Genomic DNA, 22063 nt, shown 5'->3' with positions numbered 1-22063 from the left:
ATTCATTCCTGCTAAGTTGGAGGTTGAAATTAAGCCATATTCGTTTATTGTGATCTTAATCACTTATAGGGCATACGCCTATTAAAGTTCTTTGAGAAAGAAAATGCACAAAACTGATGAATTACGTACTGCGAGAGTGGACAGTTTAATTACCCCACAAACTCTTGCTGATGAGTTTCCTATTTCCCAAAAAGTCGCTGAAAACGTGACAGCGTCACGAAAACGCATAGAACAGATATTATCCGGCCAAGACCCACGTTTACTGGTCATTATCGGCCCTTGTTCCATTCATGACATTGATGCCGCTATTGAATACGCTAAAAGACTAAATGTGTTAAGAGAGCGTCATCAAGACCATTTAGAAATCGTCATGCGAACTTACTTTGAAAAACCACGTACTGTCGTTGGTTGGAAAGGGTTAATTTCTGATCCTAACCTCGATAATTCTTGCCAAGTCAACACTGGTATCCGGTTAGCTCGTAAATTATTGATTGAAGTTAACCAATTAGGGTTAGCCACGGCAACCGAATTCCTTGATATGGTCACGGGCCAATATATTGCCGATCTCATTAGTTGGGGAGCAATTGGCGCTCGCACAACAGAAAGCCAAATTCACCGTGAAATGGCATCCGCATTGTCCTGTCCGGTAGGTTTCAAAAATGGCACCGACGGCAATATTAATATTGCTATTGATGCGATAAGAGCTGCAAAGGCGCAGCATATGTTTTTATCGCCGGATAAGAACGGCCAAATGACCATTTACCAAACCAGTGGTAACCCCCATGGCCATATAATTATGCGTGGCGGTAAACAGCCTAATTACACGGCTGGTGACTTAGCTGCAGCCTGTGACAAACTGCGTAAATTCGAATTACCGGAGCATTTGGTGGTCGACTTCAGTCACGGCAATTGCCAAAAAATTCATCGTCGCCAACTCGAAGTTGCACGAGACATCGCTGAACAAATAAAAGATGGCTCGACCGCTATCAGTGGAGTGATGGCAGAAAGCTTCTTAGTTGAAGGCACACAAAAAGTGGTTTCTGACCAACCGTTAGTTTATGGCCAATCTATTACCGACCCATGTCTTGGCTGGGAAGATACCGAACAACTTATTGAAATTCTTGCTCAAGCTGTTGAGTCACGCTTTAAATAAGCCAAATCATTCCAATTTTTTTATTATGAGCCCTTTAGTGAACATAGAAACTAAAGGGCTTTTATATTTACAAAAAAAATAATTATCATTTAATGCATGATTAAATAATATAATAATCTAATTAATAAAATAAATGCAGAATTTTAATCCAAAAAATCCTTGACCCACCTCACACCAACGATAATAATTCTCACTACAAACTAATTTATCCGTTAGAACTTCTGTAGCCTAGCCCATTATTCGCTACGACATTACAGGGCTAAATAGTTCTAATAAATAAATGAGTTACATAAATATTTATTGCATGCCACCCAGATTATTTATCCAGGCAGCCAGCAAATTCTGAAACCAAAGGAAAGGATTTCCTATGCTGTTTAAATCGATGCCTGCATCAATCCATCAAGATCATAAAATATCACTCTCAGCTATTGCTGCCACCGTTGTAATGACCGGGTTTAGCAACACCGTCTTGGCTGAAAATTTATCGACTCCCAAAGCGGATACCCGCGACATTATTCACGTTTCGACCTCACCTCTTAGTTTAGAAAATATCGCTGTAGCAGAACAAGTCGATGTAATTGATGCAAAAGCACCTGAATATCAATCTGCGACATCCGCCTTAGATTTACTAAAAGGCCAAGCTGGGGTATTTGTTTCTGGTTCCAATAGCACTTATGGCCAGGGCATTCAAATGCGGGGTTATGATTCACGAGGTGTTAAAGTCACCGTTGATAATATCACCCAAGACTTTTATTCCGGCTTATATGAAACTACATTTATTGACCCCACCTTAGTAAAAAAAGTCTACGTCCATAAAGGCGCATCATCTGTACATCATGGAGGCGGCGCGTTAGCCGGAGTCGTATCATTCAAAACAATAAATGCAGCTGACATATTAAAACCAGGGCAAAAAATCGGTGGTCAGGTCTTTAGCGGTATTAACCGTAATGATCACGGTTACTATGCAGGTGCAACGCTATTAGGCAGAACTGAATCAACAGATACTCTGTTTACCTATAGTCAACGTAAAAAGCACCTACTCGGCTCACCCGAGTTTGAAGAGGTTGATAATACTGAACAGCTAAGCAACTGGATGCTCAAAAGCAGCTGGCTTGCCCACCCTTCATATAACTTGACGTTACAATTAAAAGAATACCGCAACAACAGTTTAGGGGTAAAACAACCCGCTAAACCTTCAGAAAAAAATAGATATCCAAATACACCGCATGAAAGACAAAGCCATCAGCGAGATGTTGCCATTAGCCAATTTTTTACACCCAAAAATGAGGTAAATTGGCAAGCCCAGTGGGATATTTATTATACAGATTTATATTTAGATCAAACTGATACAGTTAAGATCAAGAGCAAACCAAAAGAGTATGGCTCTGAAACGCGAAATCAATATACCTATGGGACTAAATTTACTAATAGCTTCACTTTACCTATGTATAACTGGGTAAATCATCATATTCAAAGTGGTTTCGAATATTATCAGCAAAAGCAAACGTCAAATCAGTATGCAATAAGTTATCCACCAGCAGAACTTGATAACCTGTCTGGCTGGTTAGCCAATGACATGACATTGCATCAATTACCGTTAACTTTATCAATTGGAACGCGCTTTACACAATACCGTGCATCGAGGAATAATTTCCCTGAAAATAAACATATCAACTTGTCATCCCGTATGGCTGTTAGTATTACTCCAACCCATTGGCTCAATCTTTACTCATCATACGCTGAAGCATACCGTACCCCACGTATGTCCGAGCTTTATAACAATTCAAACCATTTCACTATACCCTTTTTTGGCACTCCCTCGAACTTTCGCCCATCGCCTGATTTACGTCCAGAAACGAATAGAACCCTCGAAACAGGTATAAAAATCAGTTTTGATGGGGTATTTATTGATAATAGCGACCTTCAATTCGGTTCAACCTACTTTAAGACCAAAGCTAAAAACCATATTGCCCTTGAAGGTCTTTATACGCCAAGATATGGCCAATGGTTCCCAGATGAACTTTATTATATCAATATCCCCAGCGCATCCATTTATGGCATCGATAGCTTTATAAGCTACAGAACACGGTGGTTTGAGTTAAATATCAATCACAATAAAACCACAGGTAGAGAAGACGGCTCACATTATTCTCTTTCATCTATACGCCCTGAAACACTAACGGCTCGATTCAATGTACCGGTTGCTAGTACTGGCTTTACTCTAGGTTGGATAGGGGAATTCTCTGCAAGAACGCAACTTCAAGGTAACGATAAATATAAAAAGTGGCATCACAGGTCTGATAAAGGATTAGACCGCTATCATAAAGAAGTCATTCAATATGCGGGCTATAGCATTCATGATTTCTATGTGAATTACCAAGCAGATCAATTCATAAAAGGGTTAAGTTCGACTCTCACAATGAAAAATGCATTTGATAAGCCATATCTATCTTCCACTGGTGTACCCCAAGAAGGTCGGAACTTTTATCTCAACATGAATTACAACTGGTAGTTAAGTAGTAAAAAACCATGTTATCAACTGATTTTATTAAATTTATCAGCAGTATAAAAAATAAATCAGTTGATAACTTTTCACTATGTCTTTTAATTTTATTAAGGAAAAATTTGTGAATTCAAACCTCTATAATGATTACCTGCAAGCTAAGAAAACGCACTCTGATAAGCACTCCCAAGAAATAGCGGCCTTACTTGGCGTATCGGAGGCCCAACTAATTCATTGTCGTGTCGGTAAAGATAATGTTCAACGATTGGTCAGTAAACCTATTGATATCTTGCAAGATTTAACCACAATAGGCAAAGCTATAGGGATCACTCGTAATCAGTACGCTGTTAGTATTCAAACGGGTGCATACAATAACCCCAAATTTAGTAACCACGGTGGGCTATTTCTAAACCCTAAAGCATTAGACTTACGCATGTTCTTTGCGCAGTGGAGCTCAGTTTTTGCACTCACAGAAAAAATGCCAGAGGGAACTCGCCACAGTATTCAATTTTTCGATAAATATGGTGATTCGTTACACAAGGTCTTTTCCACCGACAACTCTGATATAGCTGCTTGGCAAGCCATGATAGAGCGCTACAGCACATCAGAGAATCCGCCTATCGAACCTAAAACAATTTCGCCATTTTCAGAACAGAAAATTAGCGAAGAACTCGCCTCTCAATTAGAGCAACAATGGCGTGAGATGACCAATGTTCATCAGTTTTTTGGTATATTAAAGAAACACAATTTAAGTCGTCAGCAAGTTTTTCGTGTCGTTAGCCAAGAATTAGCATGGCAAGTCCCTACTACGGCTTTATCTGAATTACTCTCTCTTGCATACCATGCAAAAAATGAAGTTATGCTCTTTGTAGGAAACCGTGGGTGTGTGCAAATATTTACAGGAAAAATAAATGAACTATCATCACTCTCTGTTGAAAGTTCTCAAACTGATTGGTTAAATGTTTCAAGTACAAACTTTAAACTTCATATCATTGAAAATGGCATTTCTGAGTGCTGGGTCACACGTAAGCCAACTAAAGATGGCTTTGTGACAAGTCTTGAGGTCTTTGATACCCAAGGTAACCAAATTATTCAAATGTATGGCCAGCGTATTGAAGGCACTCCCGAACAAATAGAATGGAGCAAGCAAATTCTTTCGATATCTCGCATATAATAAAAGAATAATAAGAAAGTAGATAATCTGTCATGGTAATTTTCTAAATACTTTTCAATCAGAAATTGTGGTTTGAATTAGACATGAAAATTGCCATAGACCCTTTACCTCATTAATTCACAACAACGATACAAGCCACTTTTTGATATAGAAATAGAATAATCATCCATCTCTCACATAAAGTATTTAACTTACCGCATATATTAGTTATTCATACTACGAAAACTGTAGTTACAAGCACTTTCAATCATAACAATTACCTCGGAATTTCCTGTTTATTGTTATAGAAATACGATTATAAATGAAGCAATAATATTTCAATTATTTACTTGGTTAATAATTTCGAATAGCTTGAACAATTTTTTTGAATATAATGAAAATTTTCTCTTTTTCTTACCTAAAAAAATGACATGGCAACATAGATACTTGAATTAAAAGAATTTTAAACATACAATATTGAATGTTTAAAATGTTAATTTTTTCAACATCTATTGTACTGATAGTTATTATCATTAAAAAACCGCACGTTTAGCCTATCGATATATCGGAAAAACAGGAAGAATAGACCCTAATTTCGTGAGTTATTATTAGTTATTAATGAACAATAGCCTACTTGAGTAGGAGGTAAATATGTCAGAAAGTGTAGTCAACGATATTGTTAAATGGCTTGAAAGTCAGTTGCAGCGCAATGAAGGCATCAAAATCGACACAATTGCCGATAAAAGCGGCTATTCAAAATGGCATTTACAGCGTGTTTTCAAAGAAATGAAAGGCTGCACGCTTGGTGAATACGTCCGTAAACGTCGTTTATTAGAAGCAGCTAAATCATTACGTGAAGGCAACTTACCTATTCTTGATATCGCATTGCAATATGGCTTTAGTTCACAGGCGACATTTACCCGCATCTTTAAAAAGCACTTTGATACAACGCCTGCAAAATTTCGCCAATCAGGTGAATTACCTGAATGCAAAAGCTTTATGACTTGTAGCTGTCATAACTGATTATTTTAGAACATCCCTTCCTATTAGTTATTTGCAATTTTGAAGTCTATGTCTGAGCCGACTATGTCGGCTCTTTTTTTAACTTAATTCATGGACTAGCCAGTTTTCCAAATCAGCTAACTGCTCCTGCAATTGAGGCCATTTTACGGCCATTTGTTCACCTAAAGAACGTATTGTTTCTGTCTGATATGTTTTACCCGTCAATTGCTCGCTTAACCACTCCAAAGGAGATGGGTCTAAGCTATCTGTAAAAAACTGACAGCGATTTATCACGCCTTTTTCGATATCAAAATGAAACTCAATTCCTCCCCAAGAAAAACGTGTATCTGAATAGTGAGTAAACGCTGGTGCTTGCCCAAAATTCCATTCCCAACTACTTTGCTTAGCAAAAGTTTCTGGAAAATTTGGCAAATCAGGTAATTTTTCAGGGGAAATATACTCCGCTTCGACCGTTTCACCGAAGTAATTAAAAAAGCTTTTAATTATTCCCTCACAAACAATTTCATGAGAAATATTAGGAACAAGTTCAGATAAATTAGCTACACGAGAACGCACTGACGTGATCCCTTTTGCCTGTAATTTTTTAGGATCTGGGTTCAGGTAATTAGCTAAACGACTTAAATCTGCATTAATCAGCAAGGTTCCATGGTGAAAACCTCTATCTTTCGTTTCTCGGTATGCAGAACCGGATATTTTTCGCGGACCACTTTCTGTATCTAAAACCAAATCATTGCGACCTGAAATTTGTGCGTTGATACCGACCTGTGCTAATCCATCAACAATGATTTGTGTAGAAACTGTTTTATCATATTCTGGCTTTCCCGCCATAAATGTGAAACAAGTGTTACCTAGATCATGAAAGACAGCACCACCACCACTACTGCGCCGAGCTAAACGAACATTATCTTCTTCCATCCGCCGTGTATTACATTCTTTCCACGGATTCTGAGCGCGCCCTATGACCACGGTATCCGCATTTCTCCAAAGAAACATAACACGTTGGTCGGTTGGCATTTGTCGGAAAATAGTTTCTTCAACCGCAAGGTTAAACCAAGGGTCGTAGGATTCTGAGATGAGTAAACGTACTGTTGACATTGAGCTATCCTTAAAACAAAACTTGCCCTTAAGATAGCATAATCACTGAATAAAATAGTGAATTTAGATACGTCTTGCTTGCCAAAACACTTTTCGCCAATAAACATTATCCATTGATGAACGAATTACCCCTTTACTCGTTGATGCGTGAATGAATGTATTATCGGTATCGTAAATCCCCACATGCAATCCATTCTCCCCTGAGCCTGTTTTAAAGAACACCAAATCCCCTGGCATCAAATCAGATTTATCAATCCGTGTGCCTAATTGAGTTTGATCTACTGTTGTTCGAGGTAACTGAATGGCAAAACGGTCGTTAAATGTGCGATAGACAAAACCGGAACAATCCACACCATTCTGATTCATTCCACCATAATGATAAGGCGTACCATACCACTGCTCTAGCTGGTCTTTTAATTGTGCTATCGTCATGATTGGGTCTGATAATTGTGTTTTTAATGGCGGCGGTGTTCTTTTAAGGGATGTCGATGAACAACCAATTAAAACTAAACACAATAATAGTGGTAGGTGTTGTATTTTGATAACCATAAAGCACCTTATTTATCTTATTGCGATAACTTGCTTATATTATAGTGCGTGAAGACTATAATATAAGCAACTAAGAAATTATTCCGTTCTATCACTTGGTGATTTATTGGGCCGGCTAATTAGCCATACCCCTAATAAAATAAAGCCAATTCCAATAGCCTTTAGCCCTGTCGCAGGTTCATTAAACCAAGGTAAGAAAACTGCTAATAAATAAACGAAAACATAGCTTAAGCTAATAAGCGGATAAGCTTTATTCAATGCTATGTGTTTTAAAGCTAATAGCCAACATAACATCGATAACGCATAACAAACTAACCCTAAAAAAATAATTCCTAAGCTAGTAATATTTGCGAGTAACCACTCTAATTGTAGCCAATGCCAGCCAAGTGTGAATGAGGGTAGTTCAACTACCCCGGCTTTTAAGCTCAGTTGAGCGACTGTGACTAATAAAGCACTGCTAATCACCCACAAATAACCCTTGTTCATACGCCGATACTCATTAGCAAAATACCAAACATAATGGCAGCAACCCCTAACCAGTGGTTAAGCCCAGTTTGCTCTTTATAAACAAACTGGCCAATTAAAGTAATTAATACAAAATTAATACTTAACATTGGATAAGCGATACTCAGCGGCATGGTTTCCAATAATTTCAACCAAAACAACATGCCAAGGCCTAGCATAAAAACCGCCAGCACCAGCCACCGAAAGGCTGATGCTGTTTTATTGGTTTTATTACTTTGCCAATTGACGACGGCTTGCTTTTGAGCCACTTGCCCAACGCAGGTCAAAACGCTAACCAGCAATAACAGCAGTAGTTGTGCAATCATTGTTGATGGTAAACCACAATCGCCATACGTGAATTTTTAATGACTTCATCTGGCTTAGGAATATCCGGTAACCCTTCTTTACGGCCTAATAAAAAGACAACAGTTACCTGCCCTTCTTTGCGTGCTTTTTCTAGCCACTGTGCAAATTGATCCGGTTTAACTAAGCGATGTTGGCTATCTGGGTATTCCAAACCGTAACTTAGCTCTCCACTACTATTGTATAAATAGATATTGGAATTTTGTGTTTCCCACGCAAGGCCTGCTGCGACCCCAACATTACTTGCCATCAAATATTTGCTATTCATCAGTAAATCATGATTTTGATGAATAAAGTTTTGAGGTAATTTAGAATCGATGGTGTTGTTCGGCAGAGCACTACCAATACACAAACTCACGGCCAAAGAGCACGAGGCTGCCCATAACCAATATTTAGCATTTAATACCGTACATAGGTAACCGATAATCGCCCAAATAGAAAATGCAACGACACCTAACACCATTTTTGACCATTCATCAGGTTCGTATAACGGTTTTTTGATCACCGTGCTCACGACAATTACCGCTATAACCGCAGCGATCCCTAATACAACATTAATGATCCCATTGGCTTTCAATGCTTTCATTTTACCATTACGAACACAATCAACCCCATACTTCGCCATAAGCAATGCCAATGGCGCCATAAACGGTAACATATACGTTGGTAACTTACCGCGGGAAATACTGAAAAAGATAACAGGAACAACAAACCAGCACAGTAAGAAAAACATATCGGGGCTAGATTTACGTTCTTTCCAGCCTTTCATTATCGCACCTGGCAACAGCCCTGCCCATGGAATAGCGCCAAGAATGATAATTGGAATATAATACCAAAACGGTGCAATATGCTGCGCATCATCTGCTGTGAAACGCTTAATGTGCTCAATCCAAAAGAAATAGTGCCAATAGTCTGGTTCTTGTTTTGCAACCGCCAAAGCCCATGGCAAACTGATAATAACCGCCGAAATTATTGCAAGCGGCCCGTACTTAAGTAACTCAAGGAACCGCTTTTGATAGATTGTGACAGGAAGCATGACTATCACGGGGATCGCAAGGGCTAAAAAGCCTTTAGTCATAAATGCCATGCCGCAAGCCAGCCCAAGACAAAGCCATGCCGCTAGTTTAGATTTTACTTCTCTCGATTTCATTGCCCACAAGCAACAGAACATGCTTGCCGCTATCCATAAAGACAACATTGGGTCGAGTACACTGTAAGTTCCGATGGAGAATACCAAGAACATTGAGATATAAATGAGGCTAGCAACATAAGCAACGTGGTTATTACGCCACATCATTTTTGCCATACGGTAGACAAGTAATGCACTGAGGAAAATACAAAAAACCGAACCAAAGCGAACAGCAAAATTAGTTTCACCAAAAATCATTTGGCTAATATTGTTTATCCAGTAACCTGCTACTGGTTTTTCGAAATAACGTACATCCAGCATGTAAGGAACAATCCAATCCCCACGCTGTAACATTTCACGGCTAATTTCCGCATATCGTGTTTCATCTGGTTGCCAAAGTAAACGGCTATCCAACGGCAATAAATAGGTTAAGATAAAAAAAAGAGCCAGCAGAGAGGCTCCTATTTTGCTCGCTCGGTTATTCAACATAGGTTGCTTATTCCTCTTCTTGGCAGCCTAACCAGCCTTCACGCCCAGGGAATGGTGCCCTCACCACACGCCCTTTTGGCAATGAATTCAAATCGTCTGGCAGTAATTCACTCAATGTACAGAATTGGATATCTTCTTGTGTAATTCGTTCCAATAATTGTGAAAATTGTTCCGATTTAGACATCCCTTCCACTTCAGTGTGAATAGTATAAACTGGAATGCCTTGATCTTCTTTAATTGCTTGAAGAATAAAATCATTAAATGCCTCATCACTCACGACTGTTCCCACAACTTCATCGTAAGTCGGCAGTGTTACAGGAATTTGAACTGTCCCTAATGAGCCATCCGCTAAAATTGGCCTAAATGGATATTTACCACGGCAATCACTGTTGTAGTCAAAGTTAAACGTTTGTTTAACTTCCAATACGCGCTCATCGCCTCGCCAACCAGCGACGGCTGAACAAGTCACACGATGCCCAATAGCTTGCTCCAATGCATCAACACCTAGCTTAACCTGCTCTGTCAGTTGCGGTTTGCTCCATTTCGCAACCTTAGCCTGCCAGCCTTGATGATCCCATGCATGTAAGCCAACTTCATGACCAGCATCCAAGGTTTGTTTCATCAAGTAACCTAAATCCTTAGCAATTTTTTTACCCGGCCATGCTGTGCCCGCTAATAAGATATCTAACCCATAAAGGGATGCTGCATTAGACCTAAGCATTTTCCACAGAAATTTAGGACGCAAAAGGCGCCATAAATGGCGCCCCATGTTATCGGGTCCTACGCTGAAGAAAAAGCTGGCCTGAATATTATGCTCTTTGAGCACTTTGAGTAACTGTGGAACCCCTTTTAATGTACCTTGGTAGGTATCCACATCAATTCTCAAGCCAACTTTTTTCATTAGTCTTTATTACCTAACTCTTCAACAGCACCTTGTAAGAAGAAATCTAATGTTTCTTCAATGGTATCTTTCATATCGATAGTTGGAACCCAGTCCAGTAAACGACGTGCGTTTTCAACACTTGGTTTACGGTGTTCAACGTCTTGATACCCTTGGCCATAATAGCTGCTGCTTTCGATTTCACGGAAACCTGCAAATGGAGGGAATTTTCCACGTTGTGGGTGTTTTTCGAAGCTTTCCAGCAACATTTCCGCTAATTCACGAATACTGGCTTCATTCGTTGGATTACCGATATTGATGATTTGGCCGTCACACTTACCATCTTTATTTTCGATAATACGGAACAGTGCTTCAATACCGTCTTTAATATCTGTAAAACAGCGTTTTTGTGCTCCACCATCAACCAGTTTAATCGGAGAACCTTCAACCAAGTTCAAGATCAACTGTGTAATTGCACGAGAACTACCAATACGCGCAGAGTTCAAGCTATCTAAACGTGGTCCCATCCAGTTAAATGGACGGAATAAGGTGAACTTCAGACCTTCTTTTGCACCGTATGCCCAAATCACTCGGTCAAGTAATTGTTTAGATACTGAGTAAATCCAACGTTGTTTATTGATTGGACCTACGATCAGGCGTGATTCATCTTCATCAAACTCTTTATCATCACACATACCATAAACTTCAGAAGTTGATGGGAAAATGATGCGTTTGTTGTATTTCACACAGTAACGTACAACTTTTAAATTTTCTTCGAAGTCTAACTCGAAAACACGCAGTGGGTTACGGGTATATTCGATTGGCGTCGCGATCGCAACCAAAGGCAGAATAACGTCACATTTTTTGATGTGATATTCAATCCATTCTGTATGGATGCTAACGTCACCTTCAATAAAGTGGAAACGTGGGTTACCAATAAAACGTTCAATTGCGGAAGAACCGATATCCATACCATAGATATCGTAATTACCGTCTTTTAACAGGCGCTCAGTCAAGTGGTTACCGATAAAGCCGTTAACACCAAGGATCAGAACACGTGTACGACGTTTTACTTGTGCCGTTGGTTTTGCACCAACACGAACATCTGTCACGATACCCATTTCGTTAGCAAGGCGGCTACCTTGCATATATAAACCCGTCTCACTTTGGCCGCTAATCACTTCGATAGCACCTTGACCACAAGCGATACGCAGTGGGTCACTCGAAAGTACCGTACCTGCTGGTTTACCTTGGTTATCATCTAAAACGCGTGCGCGCCAAATAACCATTTTGCGTGCACCTAAATAGGTAAACGCACCTGGGTAAGGTTCAGTCACTGCACGAATCAAGCAGTTAACGTCTTTTGCACTGTCGTTCCAATTAATCAAACCATCTTCAGCGGTACGACGACCAAAGTACGTTGCTTGACTTTCGTCTTGTGCAACGGCTTTGTAGCTACCAGTTTCGATTAATGGCAGTGTTTTATCCAGCAAAACTTCCGCCGCTTCACGGACTTTTGCATGTAAAGTTAGGCTAGTGTCTGTATCGGTAATAACCACTTTTTCTTGAGCAATGATATCGCCAGCGTCGGCTTTAGCTACCATTTTGTGTAAGGTTACACCTGTTTCGCTTTCGCCTTTTAATAATGCCCAATTAATAGGCGCACGACCGCGATATTTAGGGAGTAATGAACCATGTAGATTAAACGCACCTTTAGGCGCGATAGCTAACAGCTCTTCACTCAACATATCACGATAGTAGAAGGAGAAAATCACATCAGGTTTCATTTCGCGAATACGTTCAATCCACAATGGGTGATTAACGTTTTCAGGCGCAAAAACAGGAAGCTCCATGTCAGCACTTAAACGCGCAACAGAGGAGTAAAAGTGGTTTTCATTTGGGTCATCAGTGTGGGTAAACACTGCTTGGATATCAAAACCTGCTTTTTCAAGCGCTTTTAGCCCTACGCAGCCAATATCATGATAGGCAAAAACAATAGCTTTCATTAGTCTTCTTCCTGATTTTTGTCGGATTTCGCATCTGCTCCAACGACTTTTTGAATAAAATAACGGGGTCTCGCGCGCACATCATTGTAGATCCTACCAATGTATTCGCCCAATAAACCCATGGCAACAAACTGTGCACCAATAAACATAAAGAGTACTGCAAACAGCGTGAATACGCCATCTGCGGCCCACTCTGCGCCAAAAATTAAACGCAATGCAATTAACAATACCGCTAATAAAAAACCGCCAGCGGCGATAATACTACCGACAACACTCAATAAACGCAGTGGTGCCGTAGTCAGGCATGTTAATAAGTCATACATTAAATTAATCAGCTTCATAAAGCTGTATTTAGAATCACCAAACTCGCGTTCTGCATGCGCTACATCAATTTCAATGGTTCTACGTGCAAATGTATTTGCTAAAATAGGAATAAATGTACTTCTTTCATGACATTGCAACATAGCTTGAATAATATGACGGCGATACGCACGTAACATACAGCCATAGTCACCCATAGAGCGGCCTGTTGCTTTGGTGATCATCGCATTAATCATTTTAGACGCTGTTTTGCGAAACCAAGAATCTTGGCGATTCGCACGGCGTGTACCAACTACATCATAACCTTGCATCGCTGTTTGCACTAAACGAGGGATTTCCTCTGGCGGATTTTGCAAATCCGCATCCAAGGTAATTACTAAATCGCCATCCGCTTGGTTAAAACCTGCCATAATAGCAGAATGCTGCCCATAATTACGGTTTAAAATAATTGCAATAACGTGGTTTTCTGGATTTTCCGCTGCTTCTGTAAGCATTTGCGCTGAACGATCGCTACTACCATCATCAACTAAAATTAATTCATAAGATTGAGTTAATTGTTTACATGACTTGATAGTACGTTCTAGTAATTGCGGTAAGCTCTGCTCTTCATTATAGACAGGGATTACCACTGAGACTTTTTTTATCTCATCAAATTCATCTGCGTGTGACACTATTTTGACTCCAAAAGAACTGCTTCTACAGCTTTGACAACCCGTTCAACATCTGCATCCGTCATATCGGGAAATAAAGGTAATGAACACAATGTGGCGCTATTCCAGGTTGATTCAGGTAAAACTAATTCAGGGTATTTTTCGCGATAATATTTTTGAGTATGTGCGGCGCGAAAGTGCAACCCTGTTCCAATATCATGCTCTTTCAATTTTTCCATGAATGTATCGCGATCAATTCCACATTCGGCTTTATCGACACGTACCATAAATAAATGATTCGCATGTAAATGTGAGTAGCTAGGTACACTCAACATTTGCAAAGGAGAGTTTTTCAGCAATTCACGATAACGAGCAGTTAGCTCAGCACGACGCTGATTTAATTGCTCTACTCGTGATAACTGCACCACTGCAATCGCGGCATGAATATCCGACAAATTATATTTAAAACCGGGTTCAACAACCTCTGCTTGCGGCTTACGGCCTTGCATTTGTCTATCAAACGCATCAACGCCTAGACCGTGAAACTTAAGCGTTCGTACACGCTGAGCGAGCTTGTCATCATCTGTTGCGACTAATCCCCCTTCCGCACAGGTGACATTTTTGATGGCATGAAAAGAGAAAATAGACGTTCCCTTTTCGCCAATCCACTCATCTTTATAACGAGTACCCACTGCATGTGCTGCATCTTCGATTAAAGCTACACCGGCTTTTTGAGCAATCAAACGCAATGCGTCAAGATCACAAGGAGCCCCCGCATAATGAACTGGGATAATGGCCTTTGTTTTTTCTGTTAACGCTTTTTCTACGGCATCGGGTTGGATCATTAATGTGTCACGATCAACATCAATCATCACAGGGGTTGCACCAAGCAATTCAATCATGTTAATCGTAGAAACCCATGTTTGTGATGGTGTAATAATTTCATCACCAGGGCCAATACCTAATGCCATTAAGACAACATGCATCCCCGCTGTTGCAGAAGAAAGTGCAATCGCATGCTTACAGCCATAACGCTTACAAAAATCTTCTTCTAATTGATGATTCTGTGGGCCTGTAGTTATCCAGCCTGAACGCAGAACTTTTTCAACTGCCTTGACCTCTTCATCACCGATTGCCGGTTTTGAAAATGGTAAGAAATTGCTCATATTGTTTATAGCCTAGTTTTCATTGTGAATAGAATATTCTAGTTAATTATACTTTAACCGAACCTCAACACCTGCAAACATTGCGGGATTATCATGCAAAAATAAGTGATAAAAACACCTTATTGCTTATCCGTTAAATTTATAACCTGCCACACCCGGTGAGATGCACTGTGGCTTAACTTAATTTCAGACATAAATATGTCAGATAAATTTTTTTCTGTCATTATACATTCTGGTTTCCCTACTGCGACTAACTGTCCTTGTTTTATCATCCAAATACAAGATGCATTTTTATACGAATGGCTAAGATCATGACCACTCATTATAACGGTTCCTAAGCAATCACAAAAATATTTAATCCATTTATCAAGCATTGCTTGCTGAATAATATCTAAATTATTGGTCGGCTCATCCAATAATATAAATTTCCCCTCGCATTGCTGTTTATCCCAGACCTGCAAAAATGCTGCTACAATTCGGACTCTTTGCCATTCACCACCCGAGAGTTGGTTAATAGGTTTACTTAATAATGATGTTAGTTGAAAATCGCTACATAAACGCTCAAAAACACCAGCAGAAAACACTGTGTTAGGTGAAAACAGGCCAACATATTGAAAAACTTTGAGTATTGGAATGTAACTAACTAATTGTGAAAGATAAGCACGTTGTTGGCTCAATTGAGCAATATGATATTGCCGTATACTTCGCCCACCAATTAAAATATCGCCACCTACAGGCAAATAACCGCTTATCGCAGCTAATAATGTACTTTTCCCGGCCCCATTGGCACCCAATATATGAATTTGTTCACCAGTTAGCACTTGAGCTGAAACATTGACCAAGCGTGTATCGATGGTAATATTTTTAATATCAATAATTAATTTATTTTCCATCATTTCTACCGCCATTGTTGGTGACGGATTAACAAGAAAATAAATACCGGGGCCCCTAAGGTTGCCGTAATAACACCAATGGGAACTTCCGCATTGGCGATTAATAACCGAGACAGAATATCTGCTGTTAATAACCCTAATGCCCCAGCCACTGCAGAACCAACCAATAATACGCGGTTATCTGTTAAACCACTTAATCTCAATATATGAGGAATAACTAAGCCAATAAAGCTAATCGCCCCCGCAATAGCAACACTGAGGCCAATTAATACACCGCTAATAATAATCAATATAACGCGCCATTTATGGATTGATATACCTAATTGATAAGCTTGTACTGTTCCTAATGAAAGGTAATTCAGTATATTTCCTTGGAAAAGCACCCAAATTAAAAATGGCAAGCAACCAATAACAAGACCAAATTGTCGCCAATCAACCCCACTAAAACTCCCCATCATCCAATAGAGTAACTGTCGCAAATCAAGGTTGCTGCTCATGTACACCATCCATGTCATACAGGCACCACTAATCACGCCTAGAGCAACACCAACAAGCAATAAACTTGAATTATTCAAGTTTTTACGGCGAGCAAAATAGAGCAATATGGAGGTAAAAAATAGTGCTCCCATAATTGAGCTAATACTTAATAGCCAATAATGCGTCACGCCTGAAGACAACAATACAGCCAGCACCACCGCAACACCCGCTCCATTACTTACACCTAATAACCCAGGCTCAGCTAGTGGGTTTTCAAATAAAGCTTGCATAAGGGCCCCAGTAACAGCTAACGCTGCACCAATAACTATCACGGCTAATAGGCGTGGAAAACGAATTTGCCAAACAAAAAGCTTGGCACTTTCTCCGACCCATTGATTCGGCCAATACCATATTTCCCCAACACAAAGGTAAAAAACGGACACGATACACAGACTGATAACCAATATAACAATCAAACGTAAGTCCGTTGCCTTTTGTTTATTTTTCAAATGCTCAAGTTGGTTAGCTATCATGATAATAAATGTTTTTTCATTAAGTTAATGAATTATAGCTTTTTATGTAAGAGATAGTATACGAATGAATCTAAACTTCTTTAGTTTTTTTACTTTGGAGTAATACATATGAACTGTTCTAAAATATATTCGTCTACAAATCAGATACACGTTAATAAAGCGAAATCATCTGATGAAAGACAAAACACGTCTTTTATTCATTCACTAAAAGCCATTAAAAATACAGTAATGCAGTCCCTTGATTCTCTGTATCATGAACTCAAATTTATGGTAAAACATAAGTTTGACAATATTAAGATTATAGATAACCCCGCATATATTAAAAATACAACTGTCTTACCTCCATCTGCCAATAACCAACCTACTAACAACTTTGTAAATCAACCTATTGAACCAAATCATGCGGAACAGTTTCAGAAACAATATAAACTTGAAGCGAGTGATTTGTCAGCTCAGTGCCCAACTGAAGAATGGGCAAGTGCAGCCAACAAGATCTACTTAAAAAATATTGAATTAATCAACCAGTATCCTGATATATCTGAGGGTGAAAAAGCAGAGTTTCATTCCATGAATACGATTATTTTAGCTTTGCTGAGTAACCCAACATTTATTAAACAAGAAGGTATCTTAAGGATAAACGGTGTTACCTCTAAAATTTCTGACCTCTTAGTAAAACTAACTGATAATGCAAGCTTTAGTCAAAAAATAAGAGAAGATAATAGTTTTACACAAAATGAACTTACCGGCGCCATTAAAGAGTTACGAAACAAAATAATAACCAAGCATTCAAATGAAGAAGACAAACTCAAAAAATTAATAAATAAATATGAAAAATCAATCGATAAAGAAAATAAAACAAAAAAAAATGTCAAAAATATGGCTCCAAACAAGAGAGATAAAGAAAATAAAACAAAAAAAAATGTTAAAAATATGGCTCCAAACAAGAGAGATAAAACTTTACAGATAGCCAAAAACAACGCGGATGAAAGATTGCCTGAGCTGCAAAAACTACCATTGCATTTACAAATTTGTATGCCGCTGTTTGTTAAAATCGCGATACATTCAAAAGAAAACAAAATGGAACCAAAGAATATTGCCATAGCTGTTGGTGGAGGGTTGTCATCAACCAGAAGAACAACTGCCGAATATAATAATTTCAATAAGTTAAGTGAAAAGAAAAAACATAAAGTTATAATGAAAGAAACCGCTTTTAAGAATTCCGCGAATGAACTTCTTATTACGTTAATAGATAGAGAGCTCAAGCAATTTATGTGACAAAAAAACAAAAGACCGCCTAGGCGGTCTTTTTTCATATCAAACGATATAATTACTCTTTCGGCGTTGCTTTTTCTACACGGCTTTTTAATTTTTGGCCTGGGCGGAAGGTAACAACACGGCGGGCAGTAATTGGAATATCTTCCCCAGTTTTAGGGTTACGTCCGGGACGTTGATTTTTATCACGTAAATCAAAGTTACCGAATCCAGATAATTTTACTTGCTCACCATTTTCTAAGGAAAGGCGAACCTCTTCAAAGAAAGTTTCGACAAGGTCTTTAGCATCACGTTTGCTAACACCCAGTTTTTCAAACAAATTTTCTGACATTTCAGCTTTAGTAAGCGCCATAGGTTTAGTCCCTCAAGGAGGCTTGGAATCGCTGTTTTAACGCAGCAATACACAGATCAACGGTAGCAGTGATCTCTTCTTCTTCCATAGTACGCTGGGTATCTTGGAAGACAAGACTGATAGCAAGGCTCTTATAGCCATCCGCTATTCCTTCACCACAGTACACATCAAATAAGTTTATGCCAACTATATGATTTATGCCAACTTTTTTACACTCTGCTAAAACTTCAGCAGCAGCCACATCTTCTGGCACGACAACAGCGATGTCACGGCGGTTCGATGGATAGCGCGAAATCGCCTTAGCTTCAGGGATGACACGTTGTGCTATCGCATCACTACGAACCTCAAACACCACCGTACGACCATTTAAATCGAGTTTGCGTTCTAATTCTGGGTGAACTACACCAATAAAGCCAATGTGTTCATTTTCCAGATAAATCCCAGCACTTTGACCTGGATGCAATGCAGGATGTGCCTCAGATTTAAATGTAATTTGATTTAGTTTCCCAGTCAATTCAAAAACAGCTTCAAGATCACCTTTTAAGTCAAAGAAGTCAACAACTTGTTTATCTAATGACCAATGTTCTTCAAATCTGTTACCTGTAATGACCCCTGCCAACATAGGTTCTTGGCGAATTCCATATTCTGCTTGATTATCAGGAATAAAGCGCAGACCTGTCTCAAATAAACGAATTCTATTTTGTTGACGATTTTGATTATAGACAACCGTTCCTAATAAACCAGCCAGTAACGATAAACGCATCGCTGACATATCAACAGAAATAGGGTTAGGTAAAAGCAACGCGTCTTGTTGTGGATGCAGTAAAGCTTGAACTTTAGGGTCAACAAAACTATAAGTGATTGCTTCTTGGTAACCACGGTCAACTAACATTGCTTTAATACGTTTTAAAGGTAAGTTAGCTTCTTTGTGGTTAGTCATGGTCAAATCAGCACGTAATGGCACATCAGGGATGCTGTTATATCCATATACACGAGCAACTTCTTCCACTAAGTCTTCTTCGATTTGCATATCGAAGCGCCAACTTGGGGCGACAACATCCCATGTATTAGCAGAAACCGTGACTTTGCACCCTAAACGCGTCAAAATATCAGTAACTAACTCATCTTCAATAAAGTGACCAACCAAACGGTCTAATTTATTGCGTGTCAGTTTAATATTTGCGGCTTTTGGTAAATGCTGTTCACTGGTTACATCAATAATTTCACCGACTTCACCACCACAAATCTCAACAATTAGCGCAGTAGCACGTTCAATCGCTTTAAACTGTAATTGAGGGTCAACACCACGCTCAAAACGGTGAGATGCATCAGTGTGCAAACCGTAATTACGTGCACGACCTGTGATCGATAATGGGTCGAAGAATGCACACTCTAATAAAATATTTTTGGTTTCCGTATTAACACCTGAGTGTTCACCGCCAAAAATACCTGCAATCCCCAGTGCTTTTGATTCATCAGCAATCACTAATGTGTCTGATTTTAACGTTGCTTCACTGCCATCAAGGAGAACTAGTTTCTCCCCTTCTTTTGCCATACGAGCAACAATAGCCCCATCTAAACGGTCTAGATCATAAGCGTGTTGAGGCTGACCCAATTCTAATAAGACGTAGTTGGTAATATCCACAACCGCGTCAATAGAACGGACGCCACCACGACGCAACTTTTCTTTCATCCACATTGGCGTTGGCGCTGACACATCAATATTTTTGATCACACGACCTAAGAAACGTGGGCAGGCATTAGGTGCTTCTACTCGAATTGGGAAAGTATCTTTTGTGGTCACAGATACTGTATTAATAGCAGGCTCATTTAGCGCTAATTTATTAATAACAGCGACATCACGTGCAACCCCAAGAATACTTAAGCAATCTGCACGGTTAGGTGTAATGCTGATTTCAATCGCATTATCATCAAGTTTTAGATATTCACGAATATCGGTACCGATAGTGGCATCTAGTGGCAATTCAATAATGCCACTGTGGTCATCAGAAATACCCAGTTCAGAATAAGAACACAGCATACCTTCAGAAGGTTCGCCACGCAGTTTTGCCGCTTTAATTTTAAAATCACCCGGTAATACTGCGCCAACCGTTGCAACAGCAACTTTCAGGCCTTGACGGCAGTTTGGTGCACCGCAGACGATATCTAATAAACGCTCACCGCCTACGTTAACTTTTGTAACGCGCAGTTTGTCTGCATTTGGGTGTTGACCACACTCAACCACTTCACCAACAACAACGCCGTGAAATTGGCCAGCAACTGCATCTACACCATCAACTTCCAAACCCGCCATCGTGATTTGGTCAGATAATGCTTCACTACTGATCGCCGGGTTTACCCATTCGCGTAACCATAGTTCACTGAATTTCATGAGATAACCCCGCCTTATTTAAACTGTTTGAGGAAACGAAGATCATTTTCGAAGAATGCACGTAGGTCAGAAACACCGTAGCGTAGCATTGTTAAGCGCTCCATCCCCATACCAAAGGCAAATCCAGAGTAGACTTCAGGGTCAATACCTACATTGCGCAATACATTTGGATGCACCATTCCGCAGCCTAATACTTCTAACCATTTACCATTTTTACCCATAACATCAACTTCCGCTGAAGGTTCGGTGAATGGGAAATACGATGGTCTGAAACGTACTTGAACTTCCTCTTCAAAGAAGTTATTCAAGAAATCATGCAATGTGCCTTTTAGATTGGTAAAGCTGATATCTTTATCAACAATCAGGCCTTCTGTTTGATGGAACATTGGTGTATGCGTTTGGTCGTAATCATTACGATATACACGACCAGGAGCAATGATACGAATCGGTGGTTGTTGGCCATTCATTGTACGGATTTGTACACCCGATGTTTGCGTACGCAGTAAGCGTTTTGCATCAAACCAAAAAGTATCATGGTCAGCACGCGCGGGATGGTGAGCTGGTATATTTAACGCATCAAAGTTATGATAGTCATCTTCGATTTCTGGACCAGTTTCAACAGAGAAACCTAATTCGCCAAAAAACTCTTCAATTCGCTGAATTGTACGGGTCACTGGGTGTAACCCACCATTTTCCATACGACGCCCAGGTAATGACACATCAATTTTTTCTGATACTAGACGTGCATTAAGAATTTCAGCTTGCATCGCGTCCTTACGGGCGTTCAGTGCATCTTGAACCTGTACTTTAGCTTCATTTATCACAGCCCCTGCTGCTGGACGTTCCTCAGCAGGCAGATCACGCAACGTTTTCATCTGTAGTGTGAAATGGCCGCTCTTGCCTAAATATTCAACACGCACTGATTCCAACGTAGCAACATCTTGGGCCTGTTCAATGGCTGCTTTTGCCTGTGCAACCAACTCAGCGAGATGTGGCATTGTTTCCCCTTTATGACCACTTGGTCTTTTTGCTAGTTATTCACTATATATATTAAGCTTCACATTCTATTTGGTAATGAATGAATACTTAACTGATTTTACTGTACTTAATCTAAAACTAGAAATGAAAAAGCCTCCCTAAGGAGGCTTTAGCGTAACTTT

19 protein-coding genes and 1 other annotated feature (1 of these 20 only partly in view) are annotated in these 22063 nt (G+C 39.6%); of the genes, 5 read left to right on the top strand and 14 right to left on the bottom strand.

The annotated features are described in order from the left end of the window. Window positions 1-103: 103 nt before the first annotated feature. The 4 genes from PSF31_RS06585 to PSF31_RS06570 all read left to right on the top strand — a co-directional run bounded on the left by PSF31_RS06585 (window position 104) and on the right by PSF31_RS06570 (window position 5832). Complete coding sequence (locus tag PSF31_RS06585) at window positions 104-1153, top strand: 3-deoxy-7-phosphoheptulonate synthase (RefSeq protein ID WP_096863964.1); 1050 nt, start codon at window positions 104-106, stop codon at window positions 1151-1153. Between the two features lie 367 nt (window positions 1154-1520). Further along, a complete protein-coding gene (locus PSF31_RS06580) occupies window positions 1521-3665 on the top strand; it encodes a TonB-dependent receptor domain-containing protein (protein ID WP_096863963.1) in 2145 nt (714 codons plus the stop codon). Between the two features lie 115 nt (window positions 3666-3780). Then, window positions 3781-4830 (top strand): hemin-degrading factor, encoded by a 1050-nt coding sequence (locus tag PSF31_RS06575; RefSeq protein WP_096863962.1) that lies wholly within the window; start codon window positions 3781-3783, stop codon window positions 4828-4830. Between the two features lie 630 nt (window positions 4831-5460). After that, window positions 5461-5832 carry a helix-turn-helix domain-containing protein gene (locus tag PSF31_RS06570; RefSeq protein WP_004263751.1) on the top strand — a complete coding sequence of 124 codons (372 nt, stop codon included), beginning with the start codon at window positions 5461-5463 and terminating at the stop codon, window positions 5830-5832. A 78-nt stretch (window positions 5833-5910) separates the two neighbouring features. Here PSF31_RS06570 and PSF31_RS06565 read toward each other — a convergent pair whose 3' ends face one another. The 11 genes from PSF31_RS06565 to btuC all read right to left on the bottom strand — a co-directional run bounded on the left by PSF31_RS06565 (window position 5911) and on the right by btuC (window position 16887). Beyond that, the gene (locus PSF31_RS06565) at window positions 5911-6927 is read right to left on the bottom strand and encodes a lipoate--protein ligase A (protein ID WP_096863961.1); all 1017 of its coding nucleotides are present in this window, start codon (window positions 6925-6927) and stop codon (window positions 5911-5913) included. Between the two features lie 63 nt (window positions 6928-6990). Further along, window positions 6991-7476 (bottom strand): C40 family peptidase, encoded by a 486-nt coding sequence (locus PSF31_RS06560; RefSeq protein WP_096863960.1) that lies wholly within the window; start codon window positions 7474-7476, stop codon window positions 6991-6993. 78 nt (window positions 7477-7554) lie between these two features. Next, window positions 7555-7962: a 4-amino-4-deoxy-L-arabinose-phosphoundecaprenol flippase subunit ArnF gene (arnF, locus tag PSF31_RS06555; RefSeq protein WP_004263744.1), complete on the bottom strand. Its 408-nt coding sequence runs from the start codon at window positions 7960-7962 to the stop codon at window positions 7555-7557. Continuing rightward, window positions 7959-8306 carry a 4-amino-4-deoxy-L-arabinose-phosphoundecaprenol flippase subunit ArnE gene (arnE, locus tag PSF31_RS06550; RefSeq protein WP_004263742.1) on the bottom strand — a complete coding sequence of 116 codons (348 nt, stop codon included), beginning with the start codon at window positions 8304-8306 and terminating at the stop codon, window positions 7959-7961. Before arnE ends, arnF begins: the two co-directional genes overlap by 4 nt. Continuing rightward, window positions 8303-9961 (bottom strand): lipid IV(A) 4-amino-4-deoxy-L-arabinosyltransferase, encoded by a 1659-nt coding sequence (gene arnT, locus PSF31_RS06545; protein WP_096863959.1) that lies wholly within the window; start codon window positions 9959-9961, stop codon window positions 8303-8305. Before arnT ends, arnE begins: the two co-directional genes overlap by 4 nt. A 7-nt stretch (window positions 9962-9968) precedes the next feature. Beyond that, window positions 9969-10862 (bottom strand): 4-deoxy-4-formamido-L-arabinose-phosphoundecaprenol deformylase, encoded by an 894-nt coding sequence (gene arnD, locus PSF31_RS06540; RefSeq protein WP_004263737.1) that lies wholly within the window; start codon window positions 10860-10862, stop codon window positions 9969-9971. Then, window positions 10862-12847: a bifunctional UDP-4-amino-4-deoxy-L-arabinose formyltransferase/UDP-glucuronic acid oxidase ArnA gene (gene arnA, locus PSF31_RS06535; protein ID WP_096863958.1), complete on the bottom strand. Its 1986-nt coding sequence runs from the start codon at window positions 12845-12847 to the stop codon at window positions 10862-10864. The genes arnD and arnA overlap by 1 nt, the downstream gene beginning before the upstream one ends. Then, window positions 12847-13839 (bottom strand): undecaprenyl-phosphate 4-deoxy-4-formamido-L-arabinose transferase, encoded by a 993-nt coding sequence (arnC, locus tag PSF31_RS06530; protein WP_004263733.1) that lies wholly within the window; start codon window positions 13837-13839, stop codon window positions 12847-12849. The genes arnA and arnC overlap by 1 nt, the downstream gene beginning before the upstream one ends. Continuing rightward, a complete protein-coding gene (arnB, locus tag PSF31_RS06525) occupies window positions 13839-14984 on the bottom strand; it encodes a UDP-4-amino-4-deoxy-L-arabinose aminotransferase (RefSeq protein WP_096863957.1) in 1146 nt (381 codons plus the stop codon). Before arnB ends, arnC begins: the two co-directional genes overlap by 1 nt. A gap of 119 nt (window positions 14985-15103) precedes the next feature. Next, on the bottom strand, window positions 15104-15880 hold the full coding sequence (locus PSF31_RS06520; RefSeq protein ID WP_096863956.1) for a vitamin B12 ABC transporter ATP-binding protein BtuD: 777 nt from the start codon (window positions 15878-15880) through the stop codon (window positions 15104-15106). Window positions 15881-15882: 2 nt separating this feature from the next. Beyond that, window positions 15883-16887, bottom strand: coding sequence for a vitamin B12 ABC transporter permease BtuC (gene btuC, locus PSF31_RS06515; protein ID WP_176489292.1), 1005 nt, complete (start codon window positions 16885-16887; stop codon window positions 15883-15885). A 108-nt stretch (window positions 16888-16995) separates the two neighbouring features. On the opposite strand from btuC, the gene PSF31_RS06510 reads away from it, so the two are divergent. Beyond that, on the top strand, window positions 16996-18162 hold the full coding sequence (locus PSF31_RS06510; RefSeq protein ID WP_164560983.1) for a hypothetical protein: 1167 nt from the start codon (window positions 16996-16998) through the stop codon (window positions 18160-18162). A 52-nt stretch (window positions 18163-18214) separates the two neighbouring features. Here the strand turns inward: PSF31_RS06510 and ihfA are convergent, their stop codons facing one another. From ihfA to pheS, 3 genes are read right to left on the bottom strand one after another with little or no spacing between them, the layout of a single operon-like run. Next, a complete protein-coding gene (gene ihfA, locus PSF31_RS06505; protein WP_004263721.1) occupies window positions 18215-18511 on the bottom strand; it encodes an integration host factor subunit alpha in 297 nt (98 codons plus the stop codon). Between the two features lie 4 nt (window positions 18512-18515). Then, window positions 18516-20903 (bottom strand): phenylalanine--tRNA ligase subunit beta, encoded by a 2388-nt coding sequence (gene pheT / locus PSF31_RS06500; protein ID WP_096863953.1) that lies wholly within the window; start codon window positions 20901-20903, stop codon window positions 18516-18518. A gap of 14 nt (window positions 20904-20917) precedes the next feature. Continuing rightward, window positions 20918-21901, bottom strand: coding sequence for a phenylalanine--tRNA ligase subunit alpha (gene pheS, locus PSF31_RS06495; RefSeq protein ID WP_004263717.1), 984 nt, complete (start codon window positions 21899-21901; stop codon window positions 20918-20920). Between the two features lie 123 nt (window positions 21902-22024). Further along, window positions 22025-22063, bottom strand: a sequence feature (Phe leader region) (it continues 91 nt past the right edge of the window).

Source organism: Providencia sp. PROV156 (genome assembly GCF_028480905.1).
In the GTDB taxonomy this organism is placed as follows: domain Bacteria; phylum Pseudomonadota; class Gammaproteobacteria; order Enterobacterales; family Enterobacteriaceae; genus Providencia; species Providencia hangzhouensis.
This window is presented reverse-complemented; position numbering and strand designations above follow the sequence as displayed.

What these genes read in the sequence shown, in the direction of transcription:
- arnE (WP_004263742.1), bottom strand. Translation starts at nt 8,306, where the DNA reads ATGATTGCACAACTACTGCTGTTATTGCTGGTTAGCGTTTTGACCTGC.
- PSF31_RS06565 (WP_096863961.1), bottom strand. Translation starts at nt 6,927, where the DNA reads ATGTCAACAGTACGTTTACTCATCTCAGAATCCTACGACCCTTGGTTT.
- PSF31_RS06560 (WP_096863960.1), bottom strand. Translation starts at nt 7,476, where the DNA reads ATGGTTATCAAAATACAACACCTACCACTATTATTGTGTTTAGTTTTA.
- PSF31_RS06520 (WP_096863956.1), bottom strand. Translation starts at nt 15,880, where the DNA reads ATGATGGAAAATAAATTAATTATTGATATTAAAAATATTACCATCGAT.
- arnB (WP_096863957.1), bottom strand. Translation starts at nt 14,984, where the DNA reads ATGAGCAATTTCTTACCATTTTCAAAACCGGCAATCGGTGATGAAGAG.
- PSF31_RS06570 (WP_004263751.1), top strand. Translation starts at nt 5,461, where the DNA reads ATGTCAGAAAGTGTAGTCAACGATATTGTTAAATGGCTTGAAAGTCAG.
- pheT (WP_096863953.1), bottom strand. Translation starts at nt 20,903, where the DNA reads ATGAAATTCAGTGAACTATGGTTACGCGAATGGGTAAACCCGGCGATC.
- arnD (WP_004263737.1), bottom strand. Translation starts at nt 10,862, where the DNA reads ATGAAAAAAGTTGGCTTGAGAATTGATGTGGATACCTACCAAGGTACA.
- PSF31_RS06510 (WP_164560983.1), top strand. Translation starts at nt 16,996, where the DNA reads ATGAACTGTTCTAAAATATATTCGTCTACAAATCAGATACACGTTAAT.
- btuC (WP_176489292.1), bottom strand. Translation starts at nt 16,887, where the DNA reads ATGATAGCTAACCAACTTGAGCATTTGAAAAATAAACAAAAGGCAACG.
- PSF31_RS06580 (WP_096863963.1), top strand. Translation starts at nt 1,521, where the DNA reads ATGCTGTTTAAATCGATGCCTGCATCAATCCATCAAGATCATAAAATA.
- ihfA (WP_004263721.1), bottom strand. Translation starts at nt 18,511, where the DNA reads ATGGCGCTTACTAAAGCTGAAATGTCAGAAAATTTGTTTGAAAAACTG.
- PSF31_RS06585 (WP_096863964.1), top strand. Translation starts at nt 104, where the DNA reads ATGCACAAAACTGATGAATTACGTACTGCGAGAGTGGACAGTTTAATT.
- pheS (WP_004263717.1), bottom strand. Translation starts at nt 21,901, where the DNA reads ATGCCACATCTCGCTGAGTTGGTTGCACAGGCAAAAGCAGCCATTGAA.
- arnA (WP_096863958.1), bottom strand. Translation starts at nt 12,847, where the DNA reads ATGAAAGCTATTGTTTTTGCCTATCATGATATTGGCTGCGTAGGGCTA.
- arnT (WP_096863959.1), bottom strand. Translation starts at nt 9,961, where the DNA reads ATGTTGAATAACCGAGCGAGCAAAATAGGAGCCTCTCTGCTGGCTCTT.
- arnF (WP_004263744.1), bottom strand. Translation starts at nt 7,962, where the DNA reads ATGAACAAGGGTTATTTGTGGGTGATTAGCAGTGCTTTATTAGTCACA.